This window comes from Paraglaciecola aquimarina (genome assembly GCF_032464635.1).
Classification (GTDB): Bacteria; Pseudomonadota; Gammaproteobacteria; order Enterobacterales; family Alteromonadaceae; genus Paraglaciecola; species Paraglaciecola aquimarina.
In genome coordinates this window covers 210,658-223,650 of sequence record NZ_JAWDIO010000002.1, presented here as the reverse complement: position 1 = coordinate 223,650, position 12,993 = coordinate 210,658, and the positions used below count along the sequence as shown (strand labels likewise).

The 12,993-nt window shown below is 39.3% G+C and carries 9 protein-coding genes and 4 pseudogenes; 4 read left to right on the top strand and 9 right to left on the bottom strand.

Annotated elements, in window-relative coordinates:
• The first annotated feature begins 93 nt into the window (after positions 1 to 93).
• Together RS130_RS01735 and RS130_RS01730 are read left to right on the top strand one after the other, a co-directional pair.
• Positions 94 to 1,872, top strand: a complete 1,779-nt coding sequence (locus RS130_RS01735) for a diguanylate cyclase (protein ID WP_316024519.1) — start codon at positions 94 to 96, stop codon at positions 1,870 to 1,872.
• 424 nt (positions 1,873 to 2,296) lie between these two features.
• Positions 2,297 to 3,279: pseudogene (locus RS130_RS01730) on the top strand (transposase).
• A gap of 369 nt (positions 3,280 to 3,648) precedes the next feature.
• Here RS130_RS01730 and RS130_RS01725 read toward each other — a convergent pair.
• The 8 genes and pseudogenes from RS130_RS01725 to RS130_RS01690 all read right to left on the bottom strand — a co-directional run bounded on the left by RS130_RS01725 (position 3,649) and on the right by RS130_RS01690 (position 10,695).
• On the bottom strand, positions 3,649 to 4,035 hold the full coding sequence (locus RS130_RS01725; protein WP_316024518.1) for a response regulator: 387 nt from the start codon (positions 4,033 to 4,035) through the stop codon (positions 3,649 to 3,651).
• A 15-nt stretch (positions 4,036 to 4,050) separates the two neighbouring features.
• Positions 4,051 to 5,565, bottom strand: a complete 1,515-nt coding sequence (locus RS130_RS01720; RefSeq protein ID WP_316024517.1) for a PAS domain S-box protein — start codon at positions 5,563 to 5,565, stop codon at positions 4,051 to 4,053.
• A gap of 463 nt (positions 5,566 to 6,028) precedes the next feature.
• Positions 6,029 to 7,041 (bottom strand): annotated as a pseudogene (locus RS130_RS01715) (5'-methylthioadenosine/S-adenosylhomocysteine nucleosidase family protein).
• A gap of 301 nt (positions 7,042 to 7,342) precedes the next feature.
• Positions 7,343 to 7,495: pseudogene (locus RS130_RS23660) on the bottom strand (integrase core domain-containing protein); the annotation flags it as partial.
• Between the two features lie 138 nt (positions 7,496 to 7,633).
• Complete coding sequence (gene folE, locus RS130_RS01705) at positions 7,634 to 8,188, bottom strand: GTP cyclohydrolase I FolE (RefSeq protein ID WP_316024515.1); 555 nt, start codon at positions 8,186 to 8,188, stop codon at positions 7,634 to 7,636.
• Positions 8,189 to 8,364: 176 nt separating this feature from the next.
• Complete coding sequence (locus RS130_RS01700; RefSeq protein WP_316024514.1) at positions 8,365 to 8,541, bottom strand: hypothetical protein; 177 nt, start codon at positions 8,539 to 8,541, stop codon at positions 8,365 to 8,367.
• Positions 8,542 to 8,577: 36 nt separating this feature from the next.
• Positions 8,578 to 9,006: a CopD family protein gene (locus tag RS130_RS01695; protein WP_316024513.1), complete on the bottom strand. Its 429-nt coding sequence runs from the start codon at positions 9,004 to 9,006 to the stop codon at positions 8,578 to 8,580.
• A 12-nt stretch (positions 9,007 to 9,018) separates the two neighbouring features.
• A complete protein-coding gene (locus RS130_RS01690) occupies positions 9,019 to 10,695 on the bottom strand; it encodes a chloride channel protein (protein WP_316024512.1) in 1,677 nt (558 codons plus the stop codon).
• Positions 10,696 to 10,979: 284 nt separating this feature from the next.
• Between RS130_RS01690 and RS130_RS01685 the strand changes: the two genes are divergently transcribed.
• Together RS130_RS01685 and erpA are read left to right on the top strand one after the other, a co-directional pair.
• A complete protein-coding gene (locus RS130_RS01685) occupies positions 10,980 to 11,684 on the top strand; it encodes a DUF6776 family protein (protein WP_316024511.1) in 705 nt (234 codons plus the stop codon).
• An 83-nt stretch (positions 11,685 to 11,767) separates the two neighbouring features.
• Positions 11,768 to 12,112, top strand: coding sequence for an iron-sulfur cluster insertion protein ErpA (gene erpA, locus RS130_RS01680; protein WP_316024510.1), 345 nt, complete (start codon positions 11,768 to 11,770; stop codon positions 12,110 to 12,112).
• Positions 12,113 to 12,171: 59 nt separating this feature from the next.
• Here erpA and RS130_RS01675 read toward each other — a convergent pair.
• Positions 12,172 to 12,993 (bottom strand): annotated as a pseudogene (locus RS130_RS01675) (2-oxoadipate dioxygenase/decarboxylase family protein).

Here is a 12,993-nt window from a genome sequence, read left to right as displayed (position 1 = left end):
TAATAGATCATTCTTTTCTGCTACGATCGCAAAAATACTGTAAATTAACACGATGATGTATATTGAAGTTACTCTTAGTGATAAAGGTCGCAGATGATTAAGTACATAGTAGTATTGCTTTTTTCTTTGTACGTATGTCAGTCTGTTTTTGCCGATGAAGCTAAAGTTGAGCTGTTAAGAACAGAGCTAGTCGAACTCCCTTTAGGTGCAGAAGAACGTATTGCACCATTACTTGAACTAAGTCACTTCTATCTTTTTGTCGATCCGAAAAAAGCAGCGCATTACGCGAGCCAAGTTTTAACGTTTCCTGATGCCACGCTAGGGCAATTTAATAAAGCAAAAGCGTTACGCTTGCTAGGCCATGCTGAAATGTACCAGGGGTTGAACCAACTGGCTTTTACACATTTGAATCAAGCCATTGATAGCGCAATTCTAACGGAAAATCCCCATTTAATTTCAACGGCTAATAGGGTGTTAGGGGTTTTGTATGAGCTTTTAGTTGATCATGAAAATGCCATGAAGCTTTACCTTGAAGCGCTTAAATTTGCGAAGAAAAGTGGTGACCTTCGAGACTTAGCGATGATTTATAATAACTTAGGTAATATGCTAAACACGCAAAATGATTATTCTAACGCAGCAGTATATTTCGAAAAATCGATAAAAATTAATACCGAAATTAATGACATTGAAATGCAAATGAATGCCACCGTTGGTTTAAGTGTGTCATTACTTAAATCAGGCAAACCAATGACAGCCAAAAAGCTGCTTTTGAAAGTAATAGATAGTAAGGCGCATATTAGTGATTTTAGTTTCAGTGAGGCTTCTGTCACCTTAGCTCATGTATACAAAGCATTAAATGAATTATCTGCCGCACAAGACTTATATAGATTTGTAATCGATGACAAAAAGGGCGGCGCCTACCCGCCAGCGGTTGCCGCCGCTTATTTGGGGTTAGCCGAGGTTTTAATAAAAACTGATAGAATCGATCAAGCAATTGCTTTGTATCGTACAGGAATAGTCGAAGTTAAAGACAAAATTTCTGTTGAAAGTGAAATGGCGCTGTACGAAAAGTTAGCCGAGTTAGAGCTGAGCCAAGAATACTTTCGGGCCGCTGCAAACACGCAAGCGAAATATATTAAAAGAAGAAACGTGGTTCAACCTCTTATCCAAAAAGGCATGGTAGAAAAGCTAGAAAGCCAGTTAAAGCAAGAGCGTGATTATATAAAACTTCAAGAGGAATTACTGGTCAGTGAACGAGAATCAAGGCTTAACGCTTGGTATTTACTCGCTGGAATTGTCTTTTCGTTGCTTAGTTTAGTGCTGTTCTTAGTTTTAATGCTCAGAAAGCAGGCTATCTCTCGATTAGAAGCCTCAAACCAAAATTTAAAGCTTGCCTCAGAAACAGATCCCTTAACAGGCGCAGGAAACCGTCGTTTTTTAGAGCACAAAATTGGTCAAATAAAGGGGAAAAGTGTACCTTTGGCGTTCTTACTGCTTGACCTCGATCACTTCAAAAGAATTAACGATACTTTTGGGCACGACGTGGGCGATCAAGTGCTGGTTGCCATAGCTGAAGCCATCGGCAAGGTTTGCCGTGAAAATGACTCGTTTGCTCGAATTGGCGGAGAAGAATTTGTCATTTTGAATATGTGCAAGGATATTGATTCTGCTCGTTCGTTTGCTGAACGTATGAGAATTTGTATTGAAAACATGTCTCATCTACACAAATTAAATGTTACTGCGAGTATTGGTGTGGTGATGGGTAATATGCAGTTCGCCAATTATGATGAACTTTATAAAAAAGCAGATATTGCGTTATACATGGCTAAAGGGCAAGGCCGCAATAGAGTTGAAGTTTATGCAGAAAAGTAAATTCGCCAATCAATAGATGTTCTACCACCTGTGTAGGCTTTTTAAGATCAGTACATATTGTTTGCACATTCTAATGTTAGATTTTTATACATCGCCATTTAGTTAAATTGTTCGGTCAAATTCAAGTTGGATTCTGAGATGGTAAGGTAGAAACCATTTTAACTAGACACCCATCATAAATTCCAATGCAGATATCAGGGGTTATCTAGACACCTAACCAGACACCGACAGTAAATTTCAATACAAATATAACCATTCAAATTGCAAGTTACTTAGCTTTGTTTGGGGAGTGTTACAGAACGCGGCAATCAATCAAGATGGCAACCAATCAAGACACCCCCTAATCAAGACACCCATGATTAAATTCGACGAATCCGCAATTTGAACTAGACTAATGGTAGTGATTCAACCAAGGATGGCCATGATGCCTCAGTCTCGTAAAAGCCAAATCAGTTTAGTCGACACCCCTTATTATCATTGTGTTTCGCGCTGTGTTCGCCGTTCATTTTTGTGTGGTGAAGATACGTTGACAGGCCAGAGCTATGAACATAGGCGGACTTGGGTTGAAACACGCTTGCTTCATTTAAGCCGCATCTTTGCTATCGACATTTGCGCCTATGCGGTGATGAGCAATCACACTCATGTGGTGCTGTGCGTGAACAAACCCTTGGCTGAGCGCTGGACGGTGAAACAAGTGCTCGTTCGCTGGCATCAACTGCATAAAGGCACCTTGTTGTCGCAGCGGTTTATGCGAGATGACACGTTGAGCAAGAGTGAGCGGCATACCCTTCTAGAAACCGTTGAAATTTACCGGATGCGTTTGTATGACATCAGTTGGTTGATGCGTAATCTTAATGAGTACATAGCCCGAGAAGCCAACAAAGAAGATGCCTGCACAGGCAGATTCTGGGAAGGACGGTTTAAGTCTCAAGCACTACTCGATAAATCAGCCCTACTGGCCTGCATGGCTTACGTGGACTTAAACCCCATTCGCGCCAATATGGCCAACACACCTGAGGACTCTGACCACACCAGTATTCAAACTCGGATACAAGCTTTGAGACACCACCAGCAACCCAAAGGTTTAATGCCATTTGTTGGCAACCTCATAGGCAAAACATGCCGAGAGGCATCGCTTTTTCACTAAAAGATTACTGCGACCTCATCGACACCACAGGTCGTGTTATCAGAGATGATAAGTCAGGATTAATCGATACACAGCAACAGCCCATTCTACAAAGGCTAGGCCTAAACGACGAACAATGGCTGACCTTAACCACAGAATTCGAAAAGCACTTTTGTTATGCTGTAGGCAGTGAACATTTAATGCGAAACTTCAGCCTACACACCCAACATCAAAAAATACGAGGCATAGGTAAAGCCAAAGCCCTACTTAAACACGCTTAGCCTTTTTTCCAAAGTAACAAACCTCATCAACATCACTGTTGAAGCCAGGCGACGCCTGATATTCACCACATCCCACAAAATCACGCCATCATACCCGCTAACATCGTCAATTTAGTTGTCTTGAGCATAATTTAAACCGAATGGATTAGAAAAGCGGGAGCTTAGATGGTTTAAAGCTCGATTTTGTCATGGGTGTCTCAATTGGTTCACCCCACAAAATCACGTCATCATACCCGTTAACATCGTCAATTGGGTTGTCTGGCGCATAATTTAAACCGAATGGATTAGAAAAGCGCTAACTGAAATGGTTTAACACCCATTACTACTATGGGTGTCTCAATTGGTTTAGCTTTATAGGATGGCATTTGTTTAACCATAATTATTGGCTAGTGCAAATACTGAGTCTAAATGAGATACATCTATTGGTTTTGCTATATAGTTCTTTACACACTTATGCATGAGACATTGCTCTCTATCTGATTTTTGGAATGATGAGCTGAGCATAACAACCGGTGTTTTGTTTATTTGGCTTTGTTCGTATTCCTTCAAAAATTCGTGACCGTTCATGCGTGGCATATTAATATCCAAAAATATGACGATGGGTTGTTCATTCAAAGTGGTTAGAATTTCAAGGGCCTCTTGTCCGTCTAGTGCTTGCAATATTTCTAATTCCGGATCAAATTTTTGAATCATGTACTTCACAATATATTGATCAATTTCACTGTCTTCCACTACTAACACTGAATGTTTTTTCATAAATATCTCTTTAAGCTACAAGCTTTTTTGGCTGAGGGACATGGGTAATGTAACTATGAATGCACAACCATCGTTTTGGTTCTCGAATCTTATTTTTCCTTCAAGTATGTCTACGCTTTTTTTCATCATATATAAACCTAAGCCTGAACCGAACGCTATTTTGGGATGAAAACGTTTAAACATTTGGAATAGTTGGTTTTGCTGGTTTTCAGGTATTCCAAGTCCATTATCACTAACCTTAAGTACTAAGTGATTATCTTCTTGATATGAGGATATCTGTAAAAAAGATGCGTCTTTTTTAAGGTCTTGATACTTCACTGCATTGGAAAGCAAGTTTTCGATAATTAATACTAAACGATTTTTCTTTGTCAAAAATTGGTCATTAAAACGCATGTCCCTTTCTATGACTAAACGATCAAAGTTATCCATATGTTGAAGCTTATCTAGTGCCTGACTAACTAATGTCTCTATATTCACTAACTCGACGTTTTCAGGTTCTTTTGTGACTTGTGCTAAAGTCAATATATCTTTAACAAGGCTTTCTAATTGATATAGAGACTTTTGTACATAGCCAATACTCATTAAGGCCTGATCTTTTTCATCATTTTGTATCGCGAATTGAACCATATCTAGTAATTTAATAGATGAAACCAAAGGCGAACGTAAATCATGTGAAGTGCGATATGAAAACTCCTCTAATTCAGCATTTGCTTGCCTTATAGCTTCTTCTGATTTTTTCTGTTCTGTAATATCACGCACAATACCGCTATACAATCTAAGGCCGTTTACATTTACCTCACTTACCGATAAGTCCAGTGGGAAGGTACTTCCGTTCTTACGTCGGCCTTTTACTTCACGCCCAAGGCCTATAATTTTTTTGTTGCCTGACTTGTGGTAGTTATTTAAATAGTTATCATGCTCTCCATGATAGGGTTCTGGCATGAGCATTTTGACGTTTTTATCAATAACTTCACTTGCACTGTACCCGAAAATATCTTCACAAGCTCTGTTAAATGTCTCAATCATCCCTTTCTCATTGATGGTGATTAATCCATCGACAGTATGATCAACGATTGCTTGTAGTTTGGCTTGATTTTCTTTCAACGCTTGTTCAGCAAATTTTCGGTCAGAAATGTCTCTGATAGTACCTACAAACATAGTCTCGTTGTCTATTACCATCTCATTTAGCCCCAACTCCATGGAAAATATACTGCCATCTTTACGTTGGGCTTCTACTTGCCGTCCTTTACCGATAACTTTTTTATTGCCTGTTGATAGATAGTTTTGTAGATACCCGTCATGTTCATCATGATAAGGGTTTGGCATCAAAATCTTGACATTTTTACCCAAAACTTCATTCACACTGTAACCGAATATGCGTTCTGCTGAAGGATTAAAGCTTAAGATCACTCCTTTATTGTTAATCGTAACAATGCCATCAATGACCGTGTTAAGAACGGCTTCAAGTTTACTTGAATGGATAGAGCTTTGTTTCTTAGCGGAAGTATTGGTGGGAGATTTGGCTGACATCTTTATCTTAGTAGACATTTTTGTTTCACGAGTATAGTAAAGTTAAAACCAAAACAAAACAGAATAAATTTTAATCGATGTATATTTAATGACAGCACTTCAAATTTACTGTTTAATTTCGCCGTATAATCTCTTATGTCTAACACCTAGAAGGGGGATTGAGATAAGCATGATACATGCTCTGAGTAAGACATTTGAAGGGGACTCGCCTAACAAAGTAAAAGTCATTCTCAGCCTTGAGTTAATATTTTTATTCAATGTCAGAATTAAAACTGACTGGCTAGACAAATAATTTGCTTTAAATTTTGGTTCCGAAGGTTCCTTCTCCCTTTTTTAATAGGGAGCTTCTGTGTATTCCGCAAGAGTTTTTGTGTTGACACAGGGTGAGTGAGGCAATTAACAAGGCTGGTGGTATAGTTTTCCAGCCAGCCTTTATTTTTAGCTAGTAGCCATGTGCTGATCTTTATTCTTGCAGTTGAACAATTTGATCGAGTAGGCCAATCATTAATTTTGTGCCAGTTCCAGAGGCAATGCCGTCGAAAACGTTTTCTACATTTTTACCTTGCTGGCCCCCAGCCAAGTCGCTGACAGAACGAATGATGATCCAGTCTACGTCGTTAACAAAACATACTTGGCCAACCGCGGCAGATTCCATTTCACTGACTTGGGCTTTGTAAACTCGTTGCAACCATTTACGGTAATCGGCATTATCCAAAAACAATGAGCCGGTTACGCCATTACCGCCCACTTGAATCTTTATTGGATGTCCAGAAGGCATTTTAATTGGGCTGACGGCTTTTACCGCTTTTTTGGTTAGCTCTATCAACTGCGGAGTCGCGGTAAAATATGGCATTTGTTGAGGGCTGTCCCAACCTTGTTTGATGACCGCCATTTCTTCTGGGTGCACAAATCCAAAGTTCTCGTAAGCTGGTGCATGGGGATCCTTGAGTTCTCTGGATTTGTACTCCTTTAAGGCGTGCTCGTAATAATCAGGCAGTATATATTCCCTGGACTTTTAGGATCGGGGTTTGGGTACACTGACTCGTCGTGAAAGTACCAACGAGCTGGAACGGCAATGTCACCGGGGGTAAATTCTGGGTTAATACCCCCGGCGATCCCCATCATTACTACCCGATCAATAGGGAAGTAATCTAGGGCCATTTGCATGGTCATAGCGGCATTTGGCACGCTAATCCCCGTGGTAAAAATAACCACGGGTTCACCTTTGTAGGTGCCTAATTGATATTCTACTCCACGTATTTTCAGCGTTTTTTCAATTTTGGCGTCGTTTAATTTTTCAAAGGCGCTGTCTATGGCTTTAATTTCTGGCGCATATGCCGCTACAATGGCTGTCCATTTATTTTCTACATCAAATTGCTTAGGTCCATATTGGCTATAATCAGCGGCGATTAATTGACTTTGCTGAAATAACAGGGTGCAAAATACAAAAGCAGTTAAACAGATTTTTCTTAACATTGATAATACTCATTTTTGGTTATAACTTGCCCTTTATTAGGGCACTAATATGCTAGGTTTAGTGCGAAAAGTAACAAATTATCATCGCTTATTCGATTAATCCTATTCTAAGAGATTATAGAAGAATTATGCCAAAACCTATGCTGGGTAAGTATTGTGGGCAGAAGTAAGCTGTTCTTCTGTTTACTCATGCAGTTCTCTTTTTTAGTTTGTTCAACACAACTGGTATGGTGTTGGCTTGGCTATGTAAATATCCTATTCTTAAAACAGCTTCTTCGTAGAATTGATATGCCGCATTCTTGTACTCGTTTGGCGTCATGTCATTGAGCGAGTCATGCGGTCTTTCTTTGGCGTAAATATTTATCCATTTCGATGTGGTTTCTTTCACTTCGTGTAAATTGTTGAACAGATATAAGTTCAACACTTCACTTCGATAAGTGCGATTAAATCGTTTTGATGTATGCGTATTGATAGGGGCAGCCAAGTTCAATATAGTCAATCATGATCCCATTTGCGAAGCATAAAAGTAAGCGAAGCGGATGCCCTGTGCGCGTAGCGCTTAATCCTTTGTTTTACCTTTGAAAGTGGGAAACTATTTCCCTATTAAACGTAAAAACTCATTGCGAGTAGCATTTGATTCGCGAAATGAGCCTAGCATGACTGAGGTAGTCATCGATGAGCTTTGTTTTTGCACACCGCGCATCATCATACACATGTGTTTACCTTCCATAATAACCCCCACTCCGGCTGCTCCTGTGACCTTTTGTACGGCATTCGCTATTTGCTTGGTTAGCCCTTCCTGAATTTGTAGTCTGCGCGCGTACATGTCGACTATTCGGGCAAACTTAGATAGACCTAGTACCTTTCCTTGGGGCAAATATGCAATATGACAACGGCCGATAAAAGGTAACATGTGATGCTCACATAACGAGTAATACTCAATATCTTGTACGACAACCATTTCATCGGTATCAGCTTCGAATATGGCGCCATTTACTACTTCTTCGATTGATTTATGATATCCATCTGTTAGAAACTGTATGGCTTTTGCTGCTCTGGTAGGAGTGTCAACTAGACCGCCTCGCGTGACGTCCTCTCCTAAGATTGAAAGGATTTCGGAAAAGTGTCCGGCTAATTTATCTGACATGAATTTGAGCTCTTTGGTGGATTTGAAGAATAATAGCAATCAAGTCTTGAGCTAGACTGACTCGTAACGTGCTCTTTAGAGTGTAACATTTTCTGAAGGAGGGGTTAAAGACTAGGATGGGATGAATGTCATGTTTCTGTCATATTTAAATAATAGAAAGGTGAACAGCCCTTAGTTTAAGGGCTTTTATGTGAGATAGATTTGCGGACTTGCGCCATGTATTGATTTAACTCGTTTTTTGCTTGTTCGTATTCCTCTGCGAAACTATCAGAGCTAGGATGCTGCTGATACTGCTCAAAAGTTTTGTCAGAATTTTGTAGCAATTGTCTTAATTTCTTTTGATCCATATCCATTTTTATTATTCCGAACGTAATATATGGGAAATTAAGCTACCAAGATTTCACCACAGCTAAACTAATCACTGCCAGCAAAACTAAAACAGGTGCCTCATTCAAAAATCGGTAAAATCGCGCAGAGTGCTTGTTTTCATCTCTAGCGAATTGTTTTACCAATACATACAAATAGCAATGATAGATATAAATTGCAAAAACTAACAGTATTTTTATATGTAACCATTTAGCTGCAACAAACCAATCTTTGCCATATAGGGTAATTAACCAAATACCAAATACTAATGTCAGTAGAGCGAAGGGAGTAACAAAAAACCACAATCGCCTTTCCATAACCTTGAACTGGTCTCGCACTACTTGTTCTTTTGCAGTGGCATGGTAAACAAATAGGCGGGGAAGATAAAAAATACCAGCCATCCATGCAACCATGAAAAACAGGTGTAGAGCTTTAATCCAAAGTAGAGTCATTAATATCCTTTCTTAGTAACTGGCTTTATGTAGATAATTTCTTAACATATCCCATGTCACAATACCCACAATATTATCAGGTGTATTTGCGTAGATGTATACAGCACCAGCTCTTTTATTTTGTAATAAGGCATATACTTCGGCAAGGGTTGCTTGAAATTTCAAGCCTTGAATAGGGTTAGATATTAGGCGAGCAGCTTCTTTATCTATGCCATGGTCGTATTCTAGTAATGAAATTGGATGACTTGGATCTTGTACATTTATATGTAATAGCTTCAAGGTTTCGTCTGTTTTAAGTTCAGCAATAAGTTCGTTGCTTTGTTCGGTTAATAGTTTGAAATTACGAGTCATTACCGCCAACACCCCGGTTTTTTGTAGCGATTCCGTCACCGTAGAAGTGCTGTAAGGTAACTTTTGAAAGTCTAACTGGCGAATAAAAATAGAACGGTTACCTAAAAACTGTGTGGAAGTGAGGTAGGCAGGTACCACGACTAAAATTGCGGGTAATATTAATTCTGGACTATAAGACAGTTCCATTACCGCCGATAAGGCAGCGAGCGGAGCATGAACAACCGCGGTCATTAATCCAGCCATGCCTAGCAATGAAAAACTGCCAAATAGTCCACTCGTATCGTCCACAAACAAACCTAAAGGTGTGCAAAGTATTACGCCACTTAACATGCCAATTACAAACACTGGTCCCATTAACCCGCCAGGAATGCCTAGACCAATTGCAAATATGGTTAGAATAAATTTGGCGGCTAAAATGCCAGTGAGTAAGGATATACTAGAATCGTGACTAAATAATTGGTTAACCGAATCAAAATGAGCGCCGAGAGCTTCGGGTACTATAAAACCAATAGCGCCAGTAATAAGGCCGGCTAATAGCAATCTGGTTACCATGTTTATTCGACTAAATTTTTCAACGATATACATTAAGCTATTATTGAACAATGAGGCGATGAATCCCAAGCTAACACCTAGTAATACCAGATATAAATATATCCACCGGCTAAATTCAGTTAATTGAATAAAAGCTAGTTCTTGTACTTCTCCAAATACGACTCTGGTAAGCACAGTACCGCAGGCAGCGGCCAACATAACAGGAATAAAAATATAGAGTTTGTATTCTCTAAATATCACTTCCATAACAAATATTACTGCTGCAAAAGGGGTATTAAAGGATGCTGATATGGCTGCTGCAACGCCACAACCAGAAAGGATCCTGATGCTGTTTTCAGGAAATTTGAACCATTTACCAAAAAATGTACTACCAGATGCTCCCAAGTGTACAGAGGGACCTTCTCGGCCAACAGAAAAGCCAGTGGCGAGGGCAATTGCTCCACCAAAAAATTGATTAATAGATGTAGGAATTGGAATGTAGCCAAAAAAGTGCTTAACTCGGTGAATGACAAATGGGATCCCCATTCTGTAATATTTAAAACCAGTTAAGTACGCAATAATCAAAATAGCTAAAGCGCCTATGATCGGCATAACAAAACGATGGGTGGGATCAAGCTGAGCAAACTGATTACTTGCTGGTAAGTAAAAAGACTGTATCCATTCAATCGTCAAACGAAACAAAATAATCAACAAAGCGGCACAAATCCCACTGATGATCCCCACTAGACACAATTGTATTGAAGTGCGTGGTGTTGCGAGTTCTTGTCTGAATGCGTCTAGTTTCACAGGCTGCCAATTAAAAAATGGGGAACTATTTTAGCTTACCATAGGTCATTGTCATTTAAAGAGATGATAGCTTTGAATTGTGACCTTGCTCTTTGAAACTGCATCTTTGTTGGCCACATTCATTCACCTGAATCAACTAATAAAGCTAAACTGTTGCAGAGGCTAATTAGCAACGCCGTGCAATTTCAATGATATTGGGTATACAATCCAAATATTAGCAGCCTTAGTAATTGGAATGAAGCTGTTTGCAAAGCCAATATATTTTTTATTTAAGAGAGTGAAGATTGAAAGTATCTGAGTTAAAACAGAAATTCGGCGCATTTCAAGTCTATTGGCTATTGGTTATCGTAATGGGCCTGTGTTTATACGCGGGTTTTCATACCGGCAATATGTATTATTTGGCCCAAGAAGACAGTATTGCTGTTCATCAACAGAGTGTTGCCAATTTAAAAATGGAAAATAACAGGCTGATCAAGAACTTAAATATTTTAGGTGTTGAGTTAGAGGTGGCTAAACTAGCGCAACAAAAAGCATTTTCTGAGCTTGAGCAGGGTATTGAACGAGAAAAAGCACTTAAAACACAAATAGCTTTTTATCAACAGGTTATGAGTCCAGAGTCGGCACCTGAAGGTTTACAAGTGGACGGCTTTTACGTTCAGCCTACTTTAAGCTTAGATACTTATCGCTTTGAATTGGTGTTGATACAACAGAATAAAATGAAAAACATGCTTAGAGGGAATTTGTCGATTGAGTTAAGGGGCAGTGAAAAAGGTCAAGCTAAAAAATACTCACTTGACGCTTTGTTAGTTAACCCGGGCAAAGATAAATTTAAGTTTGGATTCAAATATTTTCAAGTAATAGATGGGGAATTGTTATTGCCTGAGGGATTTGAGCCAGAGCAAGTGTCAATAAGTGCTGATATTTATGTTAATAAACGTAAGAAAGCAGAATTGGCGTCCACCTTTGATTGGTTGGTGTCTGATAGTTAAGAGAATACTTGACCATATTAGTCAAGTACTGGATAATTGCATACTGTTAATTCCAGATTTAATTTTGAGTTGAGGTTATTGTTATGACGGTGCAAACCGCGTTACCCATTGAGTTTTCTGATGCTGCAGCTAAAAAAGTAAAAGGTTTAGTGGAAGAGGAAGAGAATCCAAATCTAAAATTGAGGGTATATGTAACCGGTGGTGGATGTTCAGGGTTTCAATATGGCTTCACTTTTGATGAAAAAGTCAATGAAGGCGACACTACCATTGACAAAAATGAAGTGACCTTAGTGGTTGATCCTATGAGTCTACAATATTTGGTAGGCGGAGAAGTAGATTACACCGAAGGATTAGAAGGCTCTCGCTTTTTAGTCAACAACCCTAATGCCACAACTACTTGCGGTTGCGGTTCTTCTTTTACTGTTTAATCACAATACAGCAAGTAATTCACCACAAGGTTCTGATCAACCTCGTGGTGAATTTATTATCAATTTTTATTCGTACTTTCAAAAATTTTATCTGCTGAAGCGGCAACAAATCCTTGGTAAAGCTCACCATTCTTCATAGGGTAGCGCTGAGCAAATTCGTAAAAACAGCTAGGCACTTGTTTGATACCGTCACTAAATTGAACATCGAACTGATCGGCCATAGTAGACGACTGACCTAGCAGTACATTTGGGCCGCCTTTAATTTCACCGCCCGCGGTATTTAGCGTAAATCCTGACTCTTTAAGTACTTGGTTAATCGCCTCTACAGACTCAATACTGCTAAGGTGATTCACACTAATGGTGAAGTGATTGGCTCTAAATCCCTAAGCAGACATCCAAGCGGCATATTCTGAATGAGCAGCGAGTGTTTCATACTCTTCAATACTGACTTGCCAATGGGTGCCAGAGTATAAAAAATCACTCTGCTGTGCTGCGTTATCATCTACCGTACTGACCATTTTATGAATAATGGCTTGTATCGTTAATGGCATTTCTTCAACCAATAATTCACTAATGAATACCTTCGGTTTTGAGTTGTCTGGGTATTCAAAGTGTTTAGCGACCAACTTTTTTTGTTCAAAATTATATTGCCCTTTTTCGGCATAACCTAAGGCTAAAAAATGCTCGGCCAACTTAGATAAGTTAATTTTGTCAATATTAAAGGTACGCAAAGCAATGTGGTCATTCACTAACTTAGGGGATTGACTACTCTCTGACACCTCTAATTCGCCCAACAACGCGTGAATCTTTTCGGCTGAAGGGGTAATGGCTAGATAGTTTTGCCAGAGCTGAGAAAACAAGTTGTCGATTTGATTTTGCAT

Excerpts from the sequence above, each read along its gene's own strand:
- RS130_RS01735 (WP_316024519.1), top strand. The coding sequence starts at position 94 with ATGATTAAGTACATAGTAGTATTGCTTTTTTCTTTGTACGTATGTCAG.
- RS130_RS01725 (WP_316024518.1), bottom strand. The coding sequence starts at position 4,035 with ATGAAAAAACATTCAGTGTTAGTAGTGGAAGACAGTGAAATTGATCAA.
- RS130_RS01720 (WP_316024517.1), bottom strand. The coding sequence starts at position 5,565 with ATGTCAGCCAAATCTCCCACCAATACTTCCGCTAAGAAACAAAGCTCT.
- folE (WP_316024515.1), bottom strand. The coding sequence starts at position 8,188 with ATGTCAGATAAATTAGCCGGACACTTTTCCGAAATCCTTTCAATCTTA.
- RS130_RS01700 (WP_316024514.1), bottom strand. The coding sequence starts at position 8,541 with ATGGATATGGATCAAAAGAAATTAAGACAATTGCTACAAAATTCTGAC.
- RS130_RS01695 (WP_316024513.1), bottom strand. The coding sequence starts at position 9,006 with ATGACTCTACTTTGGATTAAAGCTCTACACCTGTTTTTCATGGTTGCA.
- erpA (WP_316024510.1), top strand. The coding sequence starts at position 11,768 with ATGACGGTGCAAACCGCGTTACCCATTGAGTTTTCTGATGCTGCAGCT.